The organism is Roseovarius salinarum, from assembly GCF_002834145.1.
Classification (GTDB): domain Bacteria; phylum Pseudomonadota; class Alphaproteobacteria; order Rhodobacterales; family Rhodobacteraceae; genus Roseovarius; species Roseovarius salinarum.
Genome location: NZ_PHNT01000008.1, coordinates 50,937 through 72,628, shown reverse-complemented (window position 1 = coordinate 72,628; position 21,692 = coordinate 50,937). Strand labels below are relative to the sequence as shown.

Genomic DNA, 21,692 nt, shown 5'->3' with positions numbered 1-21,692 from the left:
CTCCACTCCTCAGACCAAGGCCGGATCATGCTGCAAATCGACCTGTGGAAACGCATCGTCATCCTGGGCGTCGTGGCGCTCGGCCTGCTGATGGCGCTGCCCAACGCCTTCTATACCCGGGTGGAGACCCACAACGACGCCACCCGCGCGCTCGAACGCGGCGCCACCGCGCCGGGGCTGGAGGAACAGGCCGAGATGTGGCCCGACTGGCTGCCCTCGGGGCTGGTGAACCTCGGGCTCGACCTGCGCGGCGGCGCGCACCTTCTGGCCGAGGTGCAGGTCGAGGACGTCTACGACTCGCGCATCGAGGGGATGTGGCCCGAGATCCGCGACATGCTGCGCGAGGAGCGCGACCGCATCGGCACGATCCGGCTTCAGCGGACGGAGGAGCCGGTGCTGCGCATCCGCCTCAACGAGAAGCCCGGGATGGCCGGCGAGGCCGCGGCGCTGGTGCGCGGGCTGGCGCGGCCGGTCTCGGGCGTGAGCGCGGCCGGCGCGAGCGACATCGCGGTGAGCACCGACAACGGCAACGTCATCGTGCGCCTCAGCGATGCCGAGAAGCGCGCCACCGACGAGCGCACGGTCCGCCAGGCGCTGGAGATCATCCGGCGGCGCATCGACGAGATGGGCACGCGCGAACCCACGATCCAGCGCCAGGGCGGCGACCGGATCCTGATCCAGGTGCCCGGGCTGGGCAGCGCGGCGGAACTCAAGGACCTCATCGGCACCACGGCGCAGCTGACCTTCCAGCCGGTGGTCAGCCGCTCGGCCGACCCGGACACCGCGCCGGGGCCGGGCAACGAGGTGCTGCCGTCATTGGACGACCCCGACCAGTACTACATCCTCGAACGCGCCCCGGTGGTCACCGGCGAGCAGCTGGTCGACGCGCAACCCGATTTCGACCAGAACGGCCAGCCGGCGGTGACCTTCCGCTTCAACCCGGCGGGCGCGCGGCAGTTCGGCAACTACACCGCCGACAACATCGGCTCGCCGTTCGCCATCGTGCTCGACGACGAGGTCATCAGCGCCCCGGTGATCCAGAGCCATATCCCCGGCGGCTCGGGGATCATCACCGGCAACTTCACCGTCGAGGAAAGCACCGAACTGGCCGTGCTGCTGCGCGCCGGCGCGCTGCCGGCGGGGCTGGAATTCCTGGAGGAGCGGACCATCGGCCCGGAACTGGGCGCCGACAGCATCGAGGCCGGCAAGATCGCCTGCATCGTGGCGTTCGCGCTGGTGCTGGTCTACATGTTCGCCAGTTACGGGCTGTTCGGCCTCTTTGCCAACGTGGCGCTCATCCTCAACGTCGGGCTGATCTTCGGGCTTTTGTCGGCCATCGGGGCGACGCTGACGCTGCCGGGGATCGCGGGCATCGTGCTGACCATCGGCATGGCCGTGGACGCCAACGTGCTGGTCTTCGAGCGAATCCGCGAGGAACTCAAGACGGCCAAGGGCCCGTCGCGCGCGATCGAGCTGGGGTACGAAAAGGCGCTGAGCGCCATCACCGACGCCAACATCACCACCTTCATCACGGCGGTGATCCTCTACGCGCTGGGCAGCGGGCCGGTGCGCGGGTTCGCGGTGACGCTCGGGCTGGGCATCATCACCTCGGTTTTCACGGCGATCTTCGTCACGCGGCTGGTCGTGATCTTCTGGTTCGAGCGCAAGCGGCCCAAGACGGTGCTGCAGGGCCGGGCGCTGCGGCTGGTGCCGAAGGACACGAACTGGGACTTCTTCTCGCGCTGGAAGATCACGCTGGGCGCGTCCGGCCTGCTGATCCTGCTGGCGGCCGGGTCCTTCGGGCTCCAGGGGCTGAATTTCGGGATCGATTTCCGCGGCGGCACCACGATCCGCACCGACAGCGCGCAGCAGATCGACATCGGCGCCTACCGCGACGCGATCCAGCCGCTGGGGCTGGGCGACGTCACGATCACCGAGGTCTTCGACCCCACCTTCGGCCCCGATCAGAACGTTGCCATGATCCGCATCCAGGCGCAGGAAGGCCAGCAGAGCGTGAGCGCCGACACCGTCGAACAGGTGCGTGATGCCCTGCAGGACGTGGCACCCGACATAACCTTCACCTCGGTCGAAAGCGTCGGCCCGAAGGTTTCGGGCGAGCTGATCCAGACGGCGATGATCGCGGTGGCACTCGCCATCGCGGCGGTGCTTGTCTACATCTGGCTGCGCTTCGAGTGGCAGTTCGCCGTGGGCGCGGTGGCCGCGCTGGTGCACGACGTGATCCTGACCATAGGGATTTTCTCGGAGTTGCAGATCCAGTTCGACCTCGCGATCATTGCGGCGCTGCTGACGATCGTGGGCTATTCGCTCAACGATACGGTGGTGGTTTTCGACCGGGTGCGCGAGAACCTGCGCAAGTACAAGAAGCGCCCGCTGTCGGAGGTGCTGAACCTGTCGATCAACGAGACGCTCAGCCGGACGGTCATGACCTCGGTGACCACGCTGCTGGCCCTGCTGGCGCTCTTCGTACTGGGCGGCGACGTGATCCGCGGCTTCGTCTTCGCCATGATCTGGGGCGTCATCGTGGGGACCTATTCGTCGGTCTTCGTGGCAAGCGCGATCCTGCTGTGGCTGGGCGTCAAGCGCGACTGGTCCAAGCCCGACGCGACCACCGGCAACCAGTTCGCCAACGTGGATGCCTGACACGCTCGACGCGGTCCTGGCGACGCCGGGGCTGCCCTGGCTTCTGGTGACGCTGGCCGGGGCGGGGATCATTCGCGGGTTCACCGGCTTCGGCACCGCGCTGATCTTCGTGCCGGTGGCGGGCATCTTCCTGGCGCCGCCGCAGGTCGTGGCGCTGATCACGCTTACGGGCGTGGCCAGCATGGCGGTGCTTCTGCCGCGCGCCTGGGGGCAGGCCGACCGGCGGGAATCCGGCATCCTCGGGCTGGCGGCGGCGGTGACCGTGCCGCTGGGCGTCATGGCGCTGCAGGGGCTGGACGCGGTGACCGTGCGGTGGATTGCCGCCGGCGTGACGCTGGTCACGCTGGGCGCGCTTGTCGCCGGCTGGCGTTACACCGGGCGCGTGCGGGCCCGCGGACTGGCGGGCATCGGCGCGGGGGCGGGCATCGTGGGCGGCATGACGGGGCTGACCGGGCCGGTGGTGATCCTGTTCTACCTTGCCGGCCGGGCGGGCGTGCAGTCGGTGCGGGCCAACACGATCCTGGTGCTGTCGGCACTTGACGTGGTGATCGTGGGCACGCTGCTGCTGCGCGGCGTGACCGATCTGTACCTCTTGGTTCTGGCGGCGGTGCTTTGCGTGCCCTATTTCATTACCACCATGATCGGCCAGGCGCTGTTCGACCCGGCCCACGAACGGCTTTACCGCGGCATTGCATACGCGGTGATCTTCGGGGCCGTGCTGACCGGCCTGCCGATCTGGGACAACGGAGGATGACATGCGACTCAGCGAGATCACCTTCTCCGCGGCCACGCCGATCGACGGCTACGGGCCCGGCTTCTTCCGCGTGGGCGGACAGGCGATGGCGGGCCCAATCTGCGTGACAGCAGAGGGTGCGGGCCCCTGGGGCGGGTTCGAGGATGCCGACACGCTTCTGGCACTGTCGGATGCGATCGACGTGCTGTTCATCGGCACCGGCGGCGAGATCGCCCATGTCCCCGCCGGCCTGCGCGAGAGGCTGGAGGACGCGGGTATGGGGGTGGAGACGATGCACTCGCCCGCCGCCGCCCGAAGCTACAACGTGCTGCTGGCCGAGGGGCGGCGCGTCGCCGTGGCGCTGCTGCCGGTGGGCGATTCCGCCGGCTGATCCGGCGGCATCCCGCGGGGACGCCGCCGGGGCGGCCGGCCTTACCGGCCGGCGGTGTAGAAAACGGCTCCGTCGCCCGCCGCGCCGCCATAGGCGATCACGTCGTAGACGGCGTCGGGGTCGGTGCCCATCCCGGGCGAGCCCGCCGGCATTCCGGGCACCGAGATGCCCTCGATGTCGGGGCGCTCGTCCAGCAGCTTGCGGATCGCCTCGAAGGGAACGTGCCCCTCGACGGTGTAGCCCGCGATCTTGGCCGTGTGGCAGGCCCACAGGCGTTCGGGCACCTCGGCCGCCTGTTTCATGCCGACGTAATCGGGGGTGTCCTCGACCTCGACGCGCCAGTCGCGTGCGCGGGCCAGGTCCACCCAGGCGCTGCAGCAGCCGCAGGTCGGCGTTTTCGTCACATGCATCACGGGCGCGTCTGCGGGCGCGCTCTGGGCGGAGACCGCGCCGGCCTGCGCCGGCGTTTCGGGGCCGCCTGTGCGTGTCAGCATGACGCCGGCGGCGGCGACGCCGGCCGCGGCGAGCATGGCGGTGAGTTTGACAGTCCTGTTCATGGGTATCGTCCTTCGGTTCGCGGGGATCGGCCGTTCAACGGTGGCGCGGCCACCCTGCGGTGTCATTGACCGGAATGCGGGAATGGTCCGGGGCTCGGACGGCCCCGGGGGCGATGCTGGCGCGGTTCAGGTGGCGCGCGGCGGATCGAACAGGCCGGCGGGCACCACCGCGCGGAAGCTGACGTTGCCGGGGCGCGGCAGTCGCGAAACCTCCGGGTCGGCACCGGGCACGACCGGTGCGCCGGGCAGGAGGAAGACGAGCATCGGGCAGCTCGTGCCGGCGTGATGGCCGGCGGCCTCGCAGCAGGTCTCGACCGCGCCGGCTTCCGTGTTCATCGCGGCCGTCGCGGCAACCGGGTGCGCATGCGCCTCGCCCGCCTGCGTCGTCGCGGCGAGCGGCGCGATCAACATGGCCAGGGCAAGGAAAAGTCCGAGAAGGCGTTGCATGGAATCCGGTGGTTTCTGGCGGCGCGCGCGCCGCGCCATGTCATTTTATCGCATCGCGGGCGCGCGGGGAATACCCTTGGCCGGGGTGAAAGCGTGACCCGATGGGGCGTCGGCGGCGCGTTGCGACCTTTGAGCGCTTTCGCCTGCCACGCCTTTGGGCTAGGGCTGCGCGCATGACGGTACATGTGTCCGATCTGACCGTGACGCGCGGCGGGGTGGCCGTGCTGGAGGGGCTGAGTTTCGCTCTGCGCCCCGGCGAAGCGGTCGTGTTGCGCGGGCCCAACGGCATCGGCAAGACGACACTGCTGCGCACGGTCGCCGGTTTGCAACCCGCCCGCGCGGGACGGGTGGAGGCGCCGCCCGAGTCGATGGTCTATGCCGGCCATGCCGACGGGCTCAAGGCGACGCTGACGGTATCCGAGAACCTGACCTTCTGGGCGCGCGTCTTCGGGCAGGGCGCGATCGGCCCGGCGCTGGATGCCTTCGAGTTGTGCCCGCTGGCGGATCGGCAGGCCGGCGCGCTGTCGGCCGGGCAGAAGCGGCGGCTGGGGCTGGCGCGCCTGCTGGTGACGGGCCGGCCCGTCTGGCTGCTGGACGAACCGACGGTATCGCTGGACGTGGACGCGGTGGCGCTTTTCGCGGACGCCGTGCGCGCGCATCTGGCCGGCGGCGGCAGCGCGCTGATGGCCACGCACATCGACCTCGGACTGGCCGAGGCGCGGGTGCTGGACGTGGCCGCGTTCCGCGCCGCGGCGCCCGACGCCGAGGATTTCGACGAGGTGTTCCTGTGATCGCGCTTCTCACGCGGGACCTGCGGCTGGCGGTGCGCGCGGGCGGGGGGTTCGGCCTCGGGCTGGCGTTCTTCCTGATCGTGGTGGTTCTGGTGCCCTTCGGCGTGGGCCCCGAGACGGCACTTCTGGGCACGATCGCGCCGGGGATCCTGTGGCTGGGGGCGCTGCTGGCCTGCCTGCTGTCGCTCGACCGGATCTTCGCGCTGGACTGGGAGGACGGCAGCCTTGACCTGCTGGCCACGGCACCGCTGCCGATGGAGGCGGTGGTCAGCGTCAAGGCGCTGGCGCACTGGCTGACCACGGGCCTGCCGCTGGTGCTGGCCACGCCGTTGTTCGCGCTGCTGCTGAGCCTGCCCGGCGCGGGCTACGGTCCGCTGGTGCTCTCGCTTCTTCTGGGCACGCCGGCGCTGAGCGTGATCGGCACCTTCGGCGCGGCGCTGACGGTGGGGATCAAGCGCGGTGGGCTGCTGCTGAGCCTGCTGGTGCTGCCGCTTTACGTGCCCACGCTGATCTTCGGCGCCGAGATGGCCCGGCGCGGCGCCGAGGGGCTGGACACCACCACGCCCCTGCTGATGCTGGCGGGCATAAGCTGCGGCACGATCGCGCTTTTGCCTTTCGCCTCGGCTGCTGTATTGAGAGTCAACCTGCGCTAGGCACGTACGAATCGGAAAGCTCGCATGAACCTGAACGCGCTGTGGGAATATGCCAATCCCAAGAAATTCATCCGCACGACCGAGCGGGTCCTGCCCTGGGTGTCGGTGCTGTCGGTCGTCGCGCTCGTGGTCGGGCTGATCTGGGGGTTCTTCTTCACCCCCGACGACTACCGGCAGGGTTCGACCGTCAAGATCATATACCTGCACGTGCCCGCGGCGCTGATGGCGATCAACACCTGGCTGATGATGCTGATCACCTCGCTCATCTGGATCGTGCGGCGCCACCACGTCAGCGCGCTGGCCGCACGAGCGGCGGCGCCGGTCGGTGCCGTGATGACGGTGATCGCGCTGGCCACCGGGGCGATCTGGGGGCAGCCGATGTGGGGCACCTGGTGGGCGTGGGACCCGCGATTGACCTCCTTCCTGATCCTGTTCCTGTTCTACCTGGGCTACATGGCACTGTGGGAGGCGATCGAGAACGACGACACCGCCGCCGACCTGACCAGCGTGCTGTGCCTGGTCGGCTCGGTCTTCGCGCTGCTGTCGCGCTATGCCGTGAATTTCTGGAACCAGGGGCTGCACCAGGGCGCGTCACTGAGCCTGGACAAGGAAGAGAACGTGGCCGATGTGTTCTACTGGCCGCTGCTGGTATGCATCGCGGGCTTCGTGCTGCTGTTCATCGCGCTGGTGCTTCTGCGCACCCGCACCGAGATCCGCGCGCGGCGCATGCGCGCGCTTCTGGCCCGCGAACGGATGAGGTGACGCAATGCCCGAGCTTGGAAAATACGCCGTCGAGGTGCTGTCGTCCTACGCGGTGTCGATCGCGCTTCTGGCCGTCCTCGTGGGGCTGAGCCTTTGGCGGTCGCGCCGGGTGCGGGCGCAGCTGGAAGAGGTCGAGGAAAGGGTCCGCCGCGATGGCCAGGATTAAGCCGATGATGGTCGCCCCGCCGCTGATTTTCGCGGCGCTGGCGGCCTTGTTCTATTTCGGGATGTTCCGCGACAACCCCGACGAGCTGCCCTCGGCGTTGACGGGCAAGCCCGCACCGGCCGTCGAGGTGACGCAGCTGGGCGACAAGCCCGTGGTCTCGGACGCGCAGGTGCGTGCCGACGGCGTGAAGCTGGTCAACTACTGGGCGTCGTGGTGCGCGCCGTGCCGGGTGGAGCACCCGAACCTCGAGCAGCTCGCGCGCGAGGGGGTGACCATCTATGGCGTCAACTACAAGGACAAGCCCGACAACGCGCTGACCTTCCTGCGCAACCTGGGCGATCCCTACACCGCGATCGGCGCCGATCCGAAGGGGCGCATGGCGCTCGACTGGGGTGTTTACGGCGTGCCCGAAACCTATGTGATCGACGGGCAGGGGCGTATCGTGCTGCGGTTCGCCGGCCCGATCACCGACAGCGTGCTGGAAAACACGATCCGCCCCGCCATCGAGAAGGCGGCAGAGTAAGGACAGTGCCGGCCGGGTCAGTACCGGCAGACTGTGTCGCCTTGCGGGGCCTCGCTGTGGCACGGCGCGCGCGGCGTGCCGCTGCCATATGCCCCGGCAACGGCGATCAGCATCAGCGCTGCGATCTGGGCGATGATCAGCGTTCTGCGCATGTGACCTCCATGCCGTTTCCGATTTCCCGCGTGACACCGCGGGGCCGGCCGGCCAGCCGGTGCGGGCGCCGGCCCCCGCCGGATCCCCCGGGTCGCGGGTATTGAAACGCCGCGGCCGCGGCGAGGTCGTGTGGTCTGGCGTGAAACCGGGCGGTGGCGCGTCGCGCCACGGGCCCGCCGGCGCGGTCAGGCGGCCTGCAGGGGCACCGCATCGTTTCGCACCAGCGCGTCGACGAAGGCGCGCACCTTTTTCCCGGTTTCCGCGACGGTGCGCGCCGGCCGCGCCGCGTATCCGGGATGCCCCAGCGCGGGGAAAAGCGCCATGATCTCGGCCCGTGCGGCCGGGGGCAGGCTGTTGAGCGCCTGCGGCGCCGTCAGCAGGCTTTCCGTCGGGGCGCCCTCGCTGAAAACGATCTCGTGGCGATCGAACAGCAGGTGGTAGTAGACCACGGCGCGCGGTGCCGTCTCCACACGCACGCCGGGCAGGGCGGTCAGCTTGATCGCGGGGATCAGCGCCTCGGCGCTGCCGAAGGCCTCGCGCGCCTGCGGGGCGCGCACGAAAACCCGGTGCTGGCGCGACACGCGCAGGTCGCGCGCGGGCAGACCGCGGCCGAGCGCGCCGGCACGGATGCGCACCGGGGCAAGGCGCGGGTCGGCGGCCATCTCGGCGGTCGAGACCGGCATCGCGCCGATCCAGCGCAACGTCTGCAACCCGTTGTCCATCGTGCGCACGCGGTCCCCCGCCGCGAGGGACTCGACCGGGCGGGGGCCGGTTTCGGTCTCGATCAGGGTGCCCGCGGCAAAGCAGACCGCGCCCCTGATGGTGATGGTCACCTGCTGTGTGTCGGTGCCGCCGCCGGCGTCTTCGGCCAGCACGGTGAAGGTGTCGGTCAGCGTCTCGCCCGGGTCCAGCGCCTTCACCGCGGGGTGGCTGTCGTCGAGGTCATAGGACCACTCCCCGGTCGCCGGGTCGATCGAGGCCGTGCCGTAGCTGGCCCCGCTCGTGATCGACCAGGTGTCATCGGGGTTGTCCGGTTGCAGCACATCGTCGAGATCACCGGTGACAAGGTCGCCGCTGCCCTCGGTGACGGTGCCGGTGATGTCGCCGCCGATGACCGGGAAGCCCATCGCTCAGCCCTCCGCCAGCCGTCTGCGGAACTGGCCGACGCCGTAGGAGCCGACCGCGATTTCGCCGCCCGGATCGGCGCGGGTCCATTCCACGATGCGGTAGCGTGTGCCGGCCCGGTTGTGCCAAAGCGCGCGCACGCGCGTCTCCTCGGGGTTGGCGGCCAGGCGGGTTAGCACCTGTTCGACGTGGCCGAAGGGCGCCACGAGATCGATCAGCCATTTCGAGGCGCCACTGTTCCAGTCCTGCGGCTGCAGCGGCTGGTGATCGATGGCCAGCCGGTACTCCGCATCGTGCGTCAGCCCGGCCCATGTCACGAAGGCGCGCGGAAAGCCGTTGGACCGGAAAAGCTTGTACTGGCTCAGCCGGAGCGGTGGCTCGATCTGTGCCAGCGCCTGCGGCAGCGTGCGGGTGCGGTTGAAGCGGCTGAGCGCGGCGAGATACATCATCGCGCCCAGGTCGGCCAGGGTATCCTGCGGCAGGTCGAACCAGCCGTCGGGGAAGGGTATGTCGTTGGACGTGGAACTTGGCCCGGCGTCGCGCAGGGCGGCCAGATGGCGCATGGACGTGCGCAGAAAATCCTGTTCGGGCCTGCTCAAGCCTGGTTGCCCCCGCCTTTGGCGGCAGTGGCCTGCCTCGCGTTGCCTTGGCCACGCCGTCGCGGTCGTCACGCGGGCCGATAGGGGCGGTCTGTCGGGCGGGCGCTCTGCCTCGGGTTTGTTCGGCGGTCTGACGCCGCCATTATGGATATCCTACCACAGTTGGTGACCGGGCCAAGGAAAAAAGGGCGGCCGCAGGGGCCGCCCCGTTTCGTCGCATCAGCCCGGCGTGGGGCCTCAGGCGGCGTTGCGCGCGAGATTGCGCAACACGTAGTGCAGCACGCCGCCGTTCTCGACGTATTCCTTCTCGACGGCCGTGTCGATCCGGCTTTTCAGCGTGATTTGCTTGGTGCTGCCGTCGGCATAGGTGATGGTGCATGGCACCTCGGCCTGGGGTTTCATGTCACCGGCCAGTCCGGTGATGTCGAAGCTCTCGTCGCCGGTCAGCTCCAGCGTCTTGCGCGTGTCTTCTCCGGTGAATTCGAACGGGATGACGCCCATGCCGATCAGATTGGACCGGTGGATGCGCTCGTAGCTTTCGGCGATCACGGCCTTGACACCGAGCAGGTTGGTGCCTTTCGCGGCCCAGTCCCGGCTGGATCCGGCGCCGTACTGTTCACCGGCCACGACGACGAGCGGCACGCCCTTGTCCTGCCAGGCCATGGCCGCGTCGAAGATCGGCACGGTGCCGCCGTCGGGGGCCTTGGTGAAGCCGCCCTCGACACCCTCGAGCATCTCGTTGCGGATACGGATGTTGGCGAAGGTGCCGCGCATCATCACCTCGTGGTTGCCCCGCCGCGACCCGTAGGAGTTGAAGTCGCGCGGCTGCACGCCCCGCTCGGTCAGGTACTGGCCGGCCGGCGTGTCGGGCTTGAACGAACCGGCGGGGCTGATGTGGTCGGTGGTGACCATGTCGCCCAGCAGCGCCAGCATGCGTGCGCCCCGGATGTCCTCGATCCGGCCCGGTTCGCGCGACATGCCCTGGAAGTAGGGCGGGTTGCGCACGTAGGTCGACTCTTCGGGCCAGTCGTAGGTTTCGCCGCCCGAGACCTCGACCTCGCGCCACTTCTCGTCGCCCTTGAAGACGTCCGCGTATTTTTCCCGGAACGCCTCGCGCGTCACGGTCTGTTCGACCAGCGCGGCGATCTCCTGCTGGCTCGGCCACAGGTCCTGCATGTAGACGTCTTTGCCGTCCTTGTCCTGGCCGATCGGATCACGCGTCAGGTCGATGTTCATGTCGCCGGCCAGTGCGTAGACCACCACCAGCGGCGGGCTGGCGAGGTAGTTCGCGCGCACGTCCGGGCTGATCCGGCCCTCGAAGTTGCGGTTGCCCGACAGCACCGAGGTCGCCACGAGGTCGCCCTCGGCGATGGCTTCGCTGATTTCCTTCTGCAGCGGGCCGGAGTTGCCGATGCAGGTGGTGCAGCCATAGCCCACGAGGTTGAAGCCGATGGCGTCGAGATGCTCCTGCAGGCCGGCGGCCTCCAGGTATTCGCTGACCACCTGGCTGCCCGGCGCGAGCGAGGTCTTGACCCACGGCTTGCGGGTCATGCCCAGTTCGTGGGCCTTCTTGGCCACCAGCCCGGCCCCGATCATGACGTAGGGGTTGGAGGTGTTGGTGCACGAGGTGATCGAGGCGATCACGACCGAGCCGTCGCGCAGCGCGTAGTCCTCGCCTTCCACCTTCTGGGTCTTGCGCGGGTCGACCAGCGCGTCGGGCGCCGGGCCCTCGGCGGCCATGGCGGTGGCGCCGTTGCCCTCGTCCTCGCCACGGTACTCCGAGACGACCTCGAAGAACTTCTGGGCCGCCTGGTCGAGCGCGACGTAATCCTGCGGGCGCTTGGGGCCCGAGACGGCCGGCACGATCTCGCCCATGTCCAGCTTGAGCGTGTCGGTGTAGACCGGTGCGTAGTCGGGGGTGCGCCAGAACCCGTTTTCCTTGGCGTAGGCTTCGACCAGCTTGATGCGGTTCTCGTCACGGCCCGTCTGACGCAGGTAACGCAGCGTCTCGTCGTCGATCGGGAAGAAACCGCAGGTCGCGCCGTATTCGGGCGCCATGTTGGCGATCGTCGCGCGGTCGGCCAGCGGCAGGTTGTCCAGCCCGTCGCCGTAGAACTCGACGAACTTGCCCACCACGCCCTTGGCGCGCAGCATCTCGACGACCTTGAGCACCAGGTCGGTGCCGGTGGTGCCCTCGACCATCGCGCCCGTGAGTTCGAAGCCCACGACCTCGGGGATCAGCATCGAGATCGGCTGGCCCAGCATGGCGGCCTCGGCCTCGATCCCGCCGACGCCCCAGCCCAGCACGGCGACCCCGTTGATCATGGTTGTGTGGCTGTCGGTGCCCACCAGAGTGTCGGGGTAGGCCACCGTTTCACCGTTCTGGTCGGTGTCGGTCCAGACCGTCTGGGCGAGGTATTCGAGGTTCACCTGGTGGCAGATGCCGGTGCCCGGCGGCACGACGCGGAAGTTCTCGAACGCGGACTGGCCCCACTTGAGGAACTGGTAGCGTTCCATGTTGCGCTCGTACTCGCGGTCCACGTTCATCTGGAAGGCGCGCGGGTTGCCGAACTCGTCGATCATCACCGAGTGGTCGATCACCAGGTCGACGGGGTTGAGCGGGTTGATCTGGCTGGCCTTGCCGCCCAGCGCCTCGATGCCGTCGCGCATGGCAGCCAGGTCCACGACCGCCGGAACCCCGGTGAAGTCCTGCATCAGCACGCGCGCCGGGCGATAGGCGATCTCGCGCGCGGTCTGGCCGCCCTGCGCCGCCCAGTCCGAGAACGCCTTGATGTCGTCGGTGACGACGGTCTTGCCGTCCTCGTAGCGCAGCATGTTTTCCAGAACGACGCGCAGCGCGATCGGCAGGCGCGAGAAATCGCCGAGCCCCGCCGCCTCGGCCGCGGCGATGGAATAATAGGCCAGGCTCTGGTCGCCGACCTGAAGCGTCTTGCGCGTGCGCGCGGTATCATGTCCGACGGTGATGGGCATCTTGGCGTTCCTTTCGGGTCTCGCAGGAATGGCTGGCCCCGCTTCTGGCCCATTTCGCGGGACCGATCAAGGGGGCGCTGGTCAAAATGTATACTGTCGCACACAATTCGGCGCAAGGCCGGACGCGCACGCGCGTCTCGCGAAACCTTGATTGGCAGTCGCCGCGCAATGGCATTATGCAGGAAGGCGCACCATGACCTGCATGACCGAACTGCATCGCATGATACACCGCTTCGCCGGAATCGTTCTGGCCTTGCTCGCCCTTGCCGCGCCGCTTTCCGCGCAGGAGCGGGCCGTGATCGTCGAGCTTTACACCTCGCAGGGCTGTTCATCCTGCCCGCCGGCCGATGCCTACCTTGCCGAACTGGCCGACCACGACGACGTGATCCCGCTGGCGTTGCACGTCGACTACTGGGATTACATCGGGTGGAAGGACAGTTTCGGCGATCCCGCGCATACCCGCCGCCAGAAAGCCTATGCCGCGGCCGGGGGGCATGGCAGCGTCTACACGCCCCAGATCATCGTCCAGGGGCAGGACCATGTCATGGGCACGCACCCCGAGCGGGTCGACGGGATCATCGATCGCCACCGCGACGCGGACCACGAGGTAACCCTCGACCTCAGGCGCGACGGAGACCGGCTGACCGTCATTTGCCGTGCCGCGGCCGGGGCGCCCTGGCCGATGAAGCTGCAACTGCTGCGCTACCGTCCCGAGGCCACCGTGGACATAACGCGGGGCGAGAATGCAGGCCGCACGCTGAGCTATACCAACATCGTGACCGAGATTCGCGACATCGGCCGCTGGGAGAACGGCCGGGAGATGCAGCTCGAGGTCGAACTCGGCGGGAATGACCCCGTCGTGGTGATCGCCCAGCGCGCGGGCATGGGCGCGATCGAGGCGGCCGCGCGCCTGCGCTGAGCCGGATTGCACGCTCAGGTGCGTTCGCGCCACTGGCGCAGGCGCATCTCGGCCACCGGGCCGGTCCCATCCTTCCAGCGGCGGTGTATCCAGAACCATTGATCCATGTGTGCGCGCACCTGCGCCTCGAGCCGGTCGTTGACCGCCTGTGTCATGGTGACCGCGTCGGTGTGGGGAATTGGGGATTCCACGGTCACCTCGAAGTCGATCCCGTTGGCGGCCCGGATCCCCCAGAATGGCACGAGAGGTGCGTCGAACTTGAGCGCCAGCTCGGCCATGTTGAGCGACGACAGCGCCGGCTTGCCGAAGAAATCCAGCGGGATGCCGTCGTGCGCATTGATGTCGGTGAGCACACCCAGCGCCCCGCCGCGGCGCAGGTGCTGGACCATCTCCCGCGTGCCGCGGCGGCCCTGTTCGAACATCGGCTCGCTCAGCGTGGCCATGGCGCGCACGTAGTGCCGGTTGAAATAGCGGTTGCTCATCGGACGGTAGAACACGCCCATCTCGAAACCCTGGGCGACCAGCGCCACCCGCCCCGCGTTGAAGCTGCCGAAATGGCCGCTGACAAAGATCACGGGCTTGCCCGCCTCCGCCGCTGCCCGCGCTGTCGCCAGCCCGGGGCCGGAAACCGGCGCGTTGCGCGCGCGTGCCTTGAATTCGCGCGCCGAGTAGAGCTCGATCATGGTCCGGCCGGCGTTGTCGGGCGCGGCGCGTTCAAGCCGGCGGATCTCGCGCTCGGGAAGGTCCGGCAGAACGTAGTTGAGATTGGTGCGCACCCGCTGCGAGTACCCGGCGATGGGGGAAACCACGCGCGCCGTCAGCCGCCCCATGAGCGGCACGCGCCAGCGGTAGGGCAGGGCGCGGGCCGCACCCAGAAGGCCCTGAAGCACGAGGTTCACGGCGTATTCGCGTGCGCGCTGTCGGAAGCTGTCGTCGGGTTTACCCATCGGGTCCGGGCCGGATTTTTCGTTGATCCGCGCAGTCATAGTTGGTGGGGCCGTCGGGCGCAAGCACGCCACCGTGCGTCAGGGGCACCGCGGCAGGCCCGTGCCGATCATCGAATCCCGCGTCACCAGCGCGGCCAGTGATGTGCTGTCCATGCCCTCGGTGCCGGGCGGGCGCGCGGGGATCACGATGTAGCGCATGTCGGCGGTGCTGTCGTGGACGCGCACCCGGGTCTGCGCGGGCAGCTCGACCCCGAATTCCCGCAGTACCGCGCGCGGCTCGCGCACCGCGCGGCTGCGGTATTCGCGGGTCTTGTACCAGTCCGGCGGCAACCCCAGCAGGTTGCGCGGGTAGCACGAGCACAGGGTGCAGACGATCAGGTTGTGGACATCATCGGTGTTCTCCACGGCGACGAGGTTGAGCGCGCCGATGTCGAAGTCCATCTCGCGGCAGGCGGCGGAGCCGTCGGCCAGCAGCCGCGCCTTGAACGCCGGGTCGGTCCAGGCGCGGGCGACGACCCTTGCGCCGTTGGCCGGCGTGCGGGCGTCCATCGCGTCGATCTGGGCGGCGATCTCGGCCGGCGTGGTCACGCCCTTCTCGATGAGCAGCTCGCGCACGGCAACCTCCATGCGCTGCCAGTAGGTCAGCGGCGTGTCGTTGTCGGGACGGAAGGGGTGTCCCGAGGCGCTGATCCCCGCGTGGTCGGGGTGGTCGTGCGGCATCTGTCAGACCCTTTCCAGCCAGTGGCCGTAGATCTCGGCATCCAGCGTGTCATCGGACACCTCGGCGCCCGCGCCCCAGACCTCGGCCATCGAGAACCGCACGCGGTAGAGCGGCTGCTTTTCCGCGGGAAGGCCATAGGCCAGTTGCTCGGGGTTGCCGAACGCGCCCAGCGCGCGCTCGATCACGCCGGTCTTGCCGCGCAGGTAGGCCGGCGCGCGCACGTGGCCGGGCGGCATCCACGTTTTCACGCGCACCCGCTCAGCCATCGTTGACCTGTGCGTAGGTCTCGCCGCGCGCGGCGACCTCGTGCATCCGCGCGCCAAGTTCGGCCAGCGTGTAGACCCCGGCCTCGACCAGGTTCTGGTTCACTGCCGCGATCCAGCGTTCGTAGTAGCTGTGGCGCTCGAAGGCATCCTCGCCCATGTCCTCGAGCGCGCGGCGCAGGCCGTCCACGGTGAACAGCCCCTTGCCGGAGCACAGCACCATCAGCGCGTCCACACGCTTTTCCCACAGCGCGTGATCGTGTTCGTCCAGGGGCACGGGCCCGGCGGTTTGCCCGCCCATGTCATGCCAGCGGCGTCCGTCCGTATCCGTCATTCCCGCAGACTACGCCGTGTGGACGGCCATGTCCACGTCCCCGCCGTGCGGGTCAGCCGTCATCGGCATCGTCGCTGGCGTCATCCTCGGGCGTGCGCAGGCGCAGTTCCCCCGCGGCCTCGAGCCGGCGGATGGCATTGACCACTTCGGTCATCGCCGCCTCGCCCTCGCGGGGCTTGACGGGGCCGGCGTCGTCGATTTCCTCGCGCAGGGCGTCGGCCATGCGCCGCGACATGTTCTCGAACAGGAATTCGGCGGCGGCGCCGGTGTCCTCGTCGCGGGCGGCGCCCAGCGCGGCGACCAGCGTGGGCTGCTCGACGCCGCGCAGCATCTTGGGCACGTCCAGCGGTTCCAGCCGGCGGGGGATGTCGGCGAAGGTGAATATCGCGCGCCGCACGCGGCTGGCGAAATCCCCGTCGGTTTCCTCCAGCCCGGAAAGCACGGCGTCGCGGATTTCGGCCGTCGAGGAGTTCAGGATCTCGCCCACGCGCTTTTCCGGGCCGTCGGCAAAGGCGGTGTCGGGGATGTCGGCGATCTGTCCGGCGATCGACAGCCCGATGCGGTCCACCGCTTCGGGCGTGACAGATTGCGTTTGCGACACGGCGTAGGTGATGCGGCGCGCCCTTTCGCCGGGCAGCTTGGCCAGAAGCGCGGCCGCCCTGTCGACGTCGAGCTTGGACAGGATGACCGCCGCGATTTCCGGGCTTTCGGCGGCGGCGATCGGGGCGAGCACGTCAAGGCTGGCGTCGCGCACCTGGTCCCAGGGGTCGCCCGTTTGCCGCACGCCCGCCTCGCGCCGCAGGCGCGCCGCCGTTAGCGGGCTGATGCGCCCGTCCAGCGCCGCAAGCGCGCCCGAGACGCCGCGCGGAAAGGTCAGCCCGAGCGATTCGAGTTCCCCGGCGAATTCGGCCACCACCTCGGCCAGCGTCGCGCGGTCGACGTAGCGCATGGCGCCCATCTGGGTGGTCAGATCGGCCTGCAAGCCGTCGGGCAGGTCCGACAGGGGGACGTCTGCCCCTTCGTTGAGCAGGAAACGAACGATGATCGCCGCCTTCTGCTTGCGCGTCAGGCGCGCGGCAGCCCCCTTTTCGCGCGGCGGCGCGATCTGTGCGACATTGTTGGATCGAGACATTGCTTCACCCTGGCGCGGCCCGTCGCCCCGAAGGTTACGGGACCCGCGGTGAAGAAATGTCTAAGCCCGGCGGTTCAGCCCGTGACTTTCACGCAGGTGCGGGCGTCCTTGTCGTAGACCATGCCGTCCGCGCAGGACATGGCGTGCTTGTCGTGCCACGGGCAGGCCTGGCCCGCCGTGGCCGATGCGAAGGTCAGCGCGAGGGTGGTGAGCACGATACGCGTCTTCATGGCAGTCGCTCCCTGTTGGCCGCATTCCAAGGGTAGCATGCCTTTCCCCGGCGTCAAAGCGCGGAGGTGCCGAAGACCCGCTCGAAGATCGTGTCGACGTGCTTGGTGTGGTAGCCAAGGTCGAATTTCTCCTCGATCTCGTCCTCGCCGAGGGCCGCGCGCACCTCCGCGTCGGCCAGAAGCTCGGTCTTGAAGTCCTTGCCCTCTTCCCAGACCTTCATCGCGTTGCGCTGGACGAGCCGGTAGGCATCCTCGCGCGATACCCCGGCCTGGGTGAGTGCGAGCAGCACGCGCTGGCTCATCACCAACCCGCGGAACTTGTGCATGTTCTCGAGCATGGTCTCGGGGTAGATGACCATCTTGTCGATCACGCCGGTCAGCCGGTGCAGCGCGAAATCCAGTGTCACGGTGGCGTCGGGACCGATCATGCGCTCGACCGAGGAATGCGAGATGTCGCGCTCGTGCCACAGCGCGACGTTCTCCATCGCCGGGATCACCGCGCCGCGCACCAGCCGTGCCAGCCCGGTCAGGTTCTCGCTGAGCACCGGGTTGCGCTTGTGCGGCATGGCCGAGGAACCCTTCTGCCCCTTGGCGAAGAATTCCTCGCCTTCCAGCACCTCGGTGCGTTGCATGTGGCGCACCTCGACCGCGATGTTCTCGATCGACGAGGCCACGACGCCAAGCGCGGCGAAGAAGGCGGCATGACGGTCGCGCGGGATCACCTGGGTGCTGATGGGTTCGGGTTTCAGGCCCAATTGCGCGCAGACGTGTTCCTCGACCGCCGGGTCGATGTTGGCGAAGGTGCCCACCGCGCCCGAGATCGCGCCCGTCGCCACCTCCTCGCGCGCGGCTTCAAGGCGGTGCCTGTTGCGCTCCATCTCGGCGTGAAAACGCGCGAAGGTCAGCCCCATCGTGGTCGGTTCGGCGTGGATACCGTGGCTGCGCCCGATGCGCACGGTGTCCTTGTGCTCGAAGGCGCGGCGCCTGAGCGCGGACAGCAACGCGTCCATGTCCGCCAGCAGGATGTCGGCGGCGCGCACCAGCTGGATGTTGAAACAGGTGTCCAGCACGTCGGAACTGGTCATGCCCTGGTGAACGAACCGCGCCGCGTCGTGGCCCACGATCTCGGCCAGGTGCGTCAGGAAGGCGATCACGTCGTGGCGCGTCTCGGCCTCGATGGCGTCGATGCGGGCGACGTCGAACTCCACGTCCCGTGCCTTCCACACGGCGTCCGCGTTCTCGCGCGGGATCACGCCCAGATCGGCCTGCGCGTCGCAGGCGTGCGCCTCGATCTCGAACCAGATGCGGAACTTGGTGGCCGGGTCCCAGATGGCCGTCATCTCGGGGCGGGAATAGCGCGGGATCATGCGGATTGCCTTTTGTTCGTGCTGCGGGGTCGGCGCGGGTTTAGACTGCCTTCAGGGTGGCGGCAAGCCGACGCGTGTGCCGCCGGCACGGCAGCGAGGTGACGCGATGCCCATTTTCTGGGCCTTTGCCGGCAGTTGGGTGCTCGAGCGCCATGTGGACGACCGGCTGACGGGCCAGCAGGGCCGATTCGCCGGCGAGGCGTGGCTCACCCCCGGCGACGGCGGGTTGCACTACCGCGAGGAAGGGCAGTTGATCCTGCCGGGGCGCCGGCCGATGCACGCCGAGCGTTGCTACCAGTGGCAGGCCGAGAACGGAAAGGTCGCCGTGTATTTCGACGACGGCCGCCCCTTTCACCGCTTCGATCCCGAGCTCGTCGCGCCCGAGGCCCGGCACGACTGCGCGCCCGATACCTACGACGTGGCCTATGATTTTTCCGACTGGCCGCGCTGGCGCGCGGTCTGGGTGGTGACGGGGCCGCGCAAGGACTACCGGATGGTCAGCGACTACGCCCCGGCGCAGGGGCAGGCGGCCTCTACGGGCTGAGCGGCACCAGAGGCGCGCGGTCGCCGGCGAGGTAGCGGACGACATCCACCACGTCGAAGACCAGCGACACGCCGATCGTGACCAGGAACACGGCGATCACGGCGCGGGGCAGCCGCGGCACGACACCCTGCCGCAGCCGCAGCGCCAGGTAGACGGCCAGCGGCCCCCAGATCAGCACGTGCGCCAGGCCCAGAAGGCGCGTGAAGCCCACCGCCTGGTAGAGCAGCTGCATCGCGGTGATCACGGCGAAACTGGCGGCCAGCACCACCGCGCCGTCGCGGCGCGTCTGGCGGAAACACAGCAGGACAAGCGGTGCGGCGATCATGGCGAAGGTCAGCCACAGCACCCAGATGCGCAGCTGCGGCGGCATCTGCTGGACGGCGTCGGAAAAACTCATGGCGTCCTCCTTTGCGCGGGGTTCGTGCCGGTGTGCCGGGCGCCGCCTGCCTCTGCAATGGCGCATGCGCGGAATACGCGCGTTACGTCGCCGGCCGCGCCGCGCCGCGTTTCACGCATCGCGGATGACCGGCCGGCCCGGGTCAATCCGCCAGTTCGGTCACGACCTCCGCCGAGCGTTCGAGCGTCCGGTGCACGGGGCACTTGTCGGCGATCTCGCGCAGTTTCTCGCGCTGGTCATCCGACAGCTCGGGCCCGTCGAGCCGGATCACGCGGGTGAAGCGGTCGGCCTTGGCCGCGCCGCCCGACTCGGCATCCTGGGCGTGCACCTTGTCGTGGCTGACGTCCACGCTGACGTGGCGAAGCGGCCAGCCCTTGCGGCGGGCATACATCCGGATCGTCATCGAGGTGCAGGCACCGAGCCCCGCCGACAGGAAACCGTAGGGCGACATGCCCCGGTCGGTGCCACCGTATGCGGCCGGCTCGTCGGCCAGCACGTGATGGTCCGGGCCGGCGTTGATGTCCTGCAGGAAGCCGTCGGCGTCCGCCTCCGTCACGCGCACGATGCCCTCGGGCGCGCCCGGCGGCGGGGCGGGCGGCGACAACTCGAGGTAGCGCGTGGCCCAGGCGGCGATCACCTCGGCCGCGTACTCGGCGTCGGCGGGCCGGGTGATCAGGTGGTCGGCGTCATCAAGGGTGACGAAGCTCTTGGGATGCTTGGCGGCCTTGAAGATCTCGGCCGCGTTCTGGATGCCCACGATGGCGTCGCGGGGGGCGTGCAGCACCAGCAGCGCGCGGTGCAGGTCGCGGATCTCGTCGGTCAGGGTCTCGGCCTTCACGTCCTCGACGAAGTCGCGGCCGATTCGCACCGGCCGGCCGCCCAGGTTGACCTCGGCCGCGCCCTCCGTCTCGATCGTCTGCAGCGCGTCGCAGAAGTTGTGGGTGACGTGGTCGGGATCGTAGGGGGCGGCGATGCTGACCACGGCCCTGGAGCTCTCGATGCGCCGTGCCGCGGCCAGCACCGCCGCCCCGCCAAGGGAATGGCCGATCAGCAGGGCCGGGGGCATGCCCCGCTCCTCCAGCGTCTGCGCGGCGCGCACCAGGTCGGCGACGTTGGAATTGAAGGTGGTGTTCTCGAACTCGCCGGCCGAGTGCCCCAGCCCCGTGAAATCGAACCGCAGCACGGCGATGCCCGCGCCGGCCAGCCGCGCCGAGATGCGGCGCGCGGCGGGAATGTCCTTGGAGCAGGTGAAGCAATGCGCGAACAGCGCGGTGGCCAGGTGCGGCCCGTCGGGCAGGTCGAGCCGGGCGGCCAGCGTGCTGCCATCGTGGCCGGGGAAGGTGATGCGTTCTGTTGGCATGGCGGCTCCTCTGGCTTGACGCTTCGCCAGTTAGGCGCGCGTGCCGGTCGGGGGCAAGCCGCCTGCCTTCGGCGTAACACGAAGGTGACCGCGCCCGCTCAGCCGGTCCGGTGATGGTAAAGCCGGTCGGCGCTGAGCTGAAGGATCGCGTCGTAGCCCAGCTCGTCGAGCAGCGTCTCGATGGCCCGGCCGCCCCGGTTGCCCACGAAGAAGCTGTCGCGGCATTCGAGATAGATCAGCTTGGGCCGCCGCCCGTCGAGCGTGTCGAGCACCGTGTACTCGGCGCCCTCGATATCCATGTGCAGCAGGTCGATCGCATCGATGCCGGCGCGCTCGCACAGCGTGGAAAAGCGCATGCCCGCGACGGTCGTCGGTGTCTCGGTCTGTTCGACGTTGGGGAACCGTTCCTTGTAGGCCGCGCTGTGGCGATAGATCGACCCCTGGGCGTGGCGCTCGCCCTCGACGGTGGCGGGATACCACTCCACCGGGCCGTCGCGGTCGCAGACGGCCACGTTGAAAAGTTCCACGCGCGTTTCCGACAGCGTCTTGCGGACGATCTCGTGGCGTTCCGGGTCCGCCTCGGCCGAGATCACCCGCGCGTTCGGAAAGGCCTTCGCGAAGCGGTAGGCGTCGCCGCCGTCGTAGGCGCCGAGGTCCACGATGACGCCGGGGTCGATTCCCAGTTCGCCCGGCCACGCGGTGTTGAAGCGCGAATGCAGCACCTCGCGCTCCGTGCCGCCGACGGTGATCGGATACAGCGCCTCCCGCCCCGGCGGTGATCGCAGGCCCCGGCGCCGGCCGCGCAGGTAGGTGGCGAGACGTTTGAACATTGCGCTCCTCCGGCAATGCCGCGCTGTGCTGCGGCGCACCCGTTCTTGGAACAGCCCGCGGCGGATGGCCAGAGCAAATCGCGCGCACTCGCGTGT

General features: G+C 69.1%; 26 protein-coding genes. 10 read left to right on the top strand and 16 right to left on the bottom strand.

The annotated features are described in order from the left end of the window. Positions 1-27: 27 nt before the first annotated feature. The 3 genes from secD to CEF10_RS09275 are packed head-to-tail and all read left to right on the top strand — an operon-like array spanning position 28 to position 3,785. Positions 28-2,661 (top strand): protein translocase subunit SecD, encoded by a 2,634-nt coding sequence (secD, locus tag CEF10_RS09285; protein WP_101067901.1) that lies wholly within the window; start codon positions 28-30, stop codon positions 2,659-2,661. Then, on the top strand, positions 2,654-3,415 hold the full coding sequence (locus tag CEF10_RS09280) for a sulfite exporter TauE/SafE family protein (protein WP_101067900.1): 762 nt from the start codon (positions 2,654-2,656) through the stop codon (positions 3,413-3,415). The genes secD and CEF10_RS09280 overlap by 8 nt, the downstream gene beginning before the upstream one ends. Position 3,416: 1 nt before the next feature. Beyond that, on the top strand, positions 3,417-3,785 hold the full coding sequence (locus CEF10_RS09275) for an Mth938-like domain-containing protein (protein WP_101067899.1): 369 nt from the start codon (positions 3,417-3,419) through the stop codon (positions 3,783-3,785). Positions 3,786-3,826: 41 nt separating this feature from the next. Here the strand turns inward: CEF10_RS09275 and CEF10_RS09270 are convergent, their stop codons facing one another. Together CEF10_RS09270 and CEF10_RS09265 are read right to left on the bottom strand one after the other, a co-directional pair. Continuing rightward, positions 3,827-4,342 (bottom strand): DUF411 domain-containing protein, encoded by a 516-nt coding sequence (locus tag CEF10_RS09270; RefSeq protein ID WP_232796456.1) that lies wholly within the window; start codon positions 4,340-4,342, stop codon positions 3,827-3,829. A gap of 126 nt (positions 4,343-4,468) precedes the next feature. Continuing rightward, positions 4,469-4,789 carry a hypothetical protein gene (locus tag CEF10_RS09265; RefSeq protein ID WP_157932993.1) on the bottom strand — a complete coding sequence of 107 codons (321 nt, stop codon included), beginning with the start codon at positions 4,787-4,789 and terminating at the stop codon, positions 4,469-4,471. A gap of 173 nt (positions 4,790-4,962) precedes the next feature. On the opposite strand from CEF10_RS09265, the gene ccmA reads away from it, so the two are divergent. From ccmA to CEF10_RS09240, 5 genes are read left to right on the top strand one after another with little or no spacing between them, the layout of a single operon-like run. Then, positions 4,963-5,580, top strand: a complete 618-nt coding sequence (gene ccmA, locus CEF10_RS09260; protein ID WP_101067896.1) for a heme ABC exporter ATP-binding protein CcmA — start codon at positions 4,963-4,965, stop codon at positions 5,578-5,580. Further along, positions 5,577-6,233, top strand: a complete 657-nt coding sequence (gene ccmB, locus CEF10_RS09255; RefSeq protein ID WP_101067895.1) for a heme exporter protein CcmB — start codon at positions 5,577-5,579, stop codon at positions 6,231-6,233. Before ccmA ends, ccmB begins: the two co-directional genes overlap by 4 nt. Before the next feature lie 24 nt (positions 6,234-6,257). Next, positions 6,258-6,995: a heme ABC transporter permease gene (locus CEF10_RS09250; RefSeq protein WP_101067894.1), complete on the top strand. Its 738-nt coding sequence runs from the start codon at positions 6,258-6,260 to the stop codon at positions 6,993-6,995. 4 nt (positions 6,996-6,999) lie between these two features. Beyond that, positions 7,000-7,161, top strand: a complete 162-nt coding sequence (gene ccmD, locus CEF10_RS09245; RefSeq protein WP_101067893.1) for a heme exporter protein CcmD — start codon at positions 7,000-7,002, stop codon at positions 7,159-7,161. Then, a complete protein-coding gene (locus CEF10_RS09240) occupies positions 7,148-7,684 on the top strand; it encodes a DsbE family thiol:disulfide interchange protein (RefSeq protein ID WP_101067892.1) in 537 nt (178 codons plus the stop codon). Before ccmD ends, CEF10_RS09240 begins: the two co-directional genes overlap by 14 nt. A gap of 17 nt (positions 7,685-7,701) precedes the next feature. Here CEF10_RS09240 and CEF10_RS17335 read toward each other — a convergent pair whose 3' ends face one another. The 4 genes from CEF10_RS17335 to acnA all read right to left on the bottom strand — a co-directional run bounded on the left by CEF10_RS17335 (position 7,702) and on the right by acnA (position 12,552). Then, on the bottom strand, positions 7,702-7,836 hold the full coding sequence (locus tag CEF10_RS17335; RefSeq protein WP_269801319.1) for a hypothetical protein: 135 nt from the start codon (positions 7,834-7,836) through the stop codon (positions 7,702-7,704). A 186-nt stretch (positions 7,837-8,022) separates the two neighbouring features. Continuing rightward, a complete protein-coding gene (locus CEF10_RS09235; protein ID WP_101067891.1) occupies positions 8,023-8,964 on the bottom strand; it encodes a Hint domain-containing protein in 942 nt (313 codons plus the stop codon). A 3-nt stretch (positions 8,965-8,967) separates the two neighbouring features. Continuing rightward, the gene (locus tag CEF10_RS09230) at positions 8,968-9,525 is read right to left on the bottom strand and encodes a toxin-activating lysine-acyltransferase (RefSeq protein WP_157932992.1); all 558 of its coding nucleotides are present in this window, start codon (positions 9,523-9,525) and stop codon (positions 8,968-8,970) included. A gap of 273 nt (positions 9,526-9,798) precedes the next feature. Further along, positions 9,799-12,552 carry an aconitate hydratase AcnA gene (acnA, locus tag CEF10_RS09225; protein WP_101067889.1) on the bottom strand — a complete coding sequence of 918 codons (2,754 nt, stop codon included), beginning with the start codon at positions 12,550-12,552 and terminating at the stop codon, positions 9,799-9,801. A 193-nt stretch (positions 12,553-12,745) separates the two neighbouring features. Between acnA and CEF10_RS09220 the strand changes: the two genes are divergently transcribed. Beyond that, positions 12,746-13,471: a DUF1223 domain-containing protein gene (locus CEF10_RS09220; protein WP_232796455.1), complete on the top strand. Its 726-nt coding sequence runs from the start codon at positions 12,746-12,748 to the stop codon at positions 13,469-13,471. 14 nt (positions 13,472-13,485) lie between these two features. On the opposite strand, the gene CEF10_RS09215 is transcribed toward CEF10_RS09220, so the two are convergent. The 7 genes from CEF10_RS09215 to purB form a co-directional block, all read right to left on the bottom strand. Then, a complete protein-coding gene (locus tag CEF10_RS09215; RefSeq protein ID WP_232796454.1) occupies positions 13,486-14,418 on the bottom strand; it encodes a lysophospholipid acyltransferase family protein in 933 nt (310 codons plus the stop codon). A 78-nt stretch (positions 14,419-14,496) separates the two neighbouring features. After that, positions 14,497-15,138 (bottom strand): nitrile hydratase subunit alpha, encoded by a 642-nt coding sequence (gene nthA, locus CEF10_RS09210; protein ID WP_101067887.1) that lies wholly within the window; start codon positions 15,136-15,138, stop codon positions 14,497-14,499. Between the two features lie 3 nt (positions 15,139-15,141). After that, the gene (locus CEF10_RS17430) at positions 15,142-15,405 is read right to left on the bottom strand and encodes an SH3-like domain-containing protein (RefSeq protein ID WP_101067886.1); all 264 of its coding nucleotides are present in this window, start codon (positions 15,403-15,405) and stop codon (positions 15,142-15,144) included. Then, entirely contained in the window at positions 15,398-15,736 is a 339-nt protein-coding gene (locus tag CEF10_RS17425; RefSeq protein WP_332870144.1) for a ScnB-like protein, read from the bottom strand. The genes CEF10_RS17430 and CEF10_RS17425 overlap by 8 nt, the downstream gene beginning before the upstream one ends. A 52-nt stretch (positions 15,737-15,788) precedes the next feature. Continuing rightward, the gene (locus CEF10_RS09195) at positions 15,789-16,868 is read right to left on the bottom strand and encodes a flagellar motor switch protein FliG (RefSeq protein WP_101067885.1); all 1,080 of its coding nucleotides are present in this window, start codon (positions 16,866-16,868) and stop codon (positions 15,789-15,791) included. Positions 16,869-16,942: 74 nt separating this feature from the next. Continuing rightward, a complete protein-coding gene (locus CEF10_RS16880) occupies positions 16,943-17,098 on the bottom strand; it encodes a hypothetical protein (protein WP_157932991.1) in 156 nt (51 codons plus the stop codon). A 53-nt stretch (positions 17,099-17,151) separates the two neighbouring features. Further along, positions 17,152-18,465, bottom strand: a complete 1,314-nt coding sequence (gene purB / locus CEF10_RS09190) for an adenylosuccinate lyase (protein ID WP_101067884.1) — start codon at positions 18,463-18,465, stop codon at positions 17,152-17,154. 106 nt (positions 18,466-18,571) lie between these two features. On the opposite strand from purB, the gene CEF10_RS09185 reads away from it, so the two are divergent. Beyond that, positions 18,572-19,009, top strand: coding sequence for a DUF6314 family protein (locus CEF10_RS09185; protein WP_101067883.1), 438 nt, complete (start codon positions 18,572-18,574; stop codon positions 19,007-19,009). Here CEF10_RS09185 and CEF10_RS09180 read toward each other — a convergent pair. From CEF10_RS09180 to CEF10_RS09170, 3 genes are all read right to left on the bottom strand, one after another. Beyond that, positions 18,999-19,406, bottom strand: coding sequence for a hypothetical protein (locus CEF10_RS09180; protein ID WP_101067882.1), 408 nt, complete (start codon positions 19,404-19,406; stop codon positions 18,999-19,001). The genes CEF10_RS09185 and CEF10_RS09180 overlap by 11 nt on opposite strands. Before the next feature lie 142 nt (positions 19,407-19,548). Next, positions 19,549-20,766 carry a bifunctional alpha/beta hydrolase/OsmC family protein gene (locus CEF10_RS09175; protein WP_101067881.1) on the bottom strand — a complete coding sequence of 406 codons (1,218 nt, stop codon included), beginning with the start codon at positions 20,764-20,766 and terminating at the stop codon, positions 19,549-19,551. 98 nt (positions 20,767-20,864) lie between these two features. Next, positions 20,865-21,596 carry an FkbM family methyltransferase gene (locus CEF10_RS09170; protein WP_157932990.1) on the bottom strand — a complete coding sequence of 244 codons (732 nt, stop codon included), beginning with the start codon at positions 21,594-21,596 and terminating at the stop codon, positions 20,865-20,867. Between the last annotated feature and the right edge of the window lie 96 nt (positions 21,597-21,692).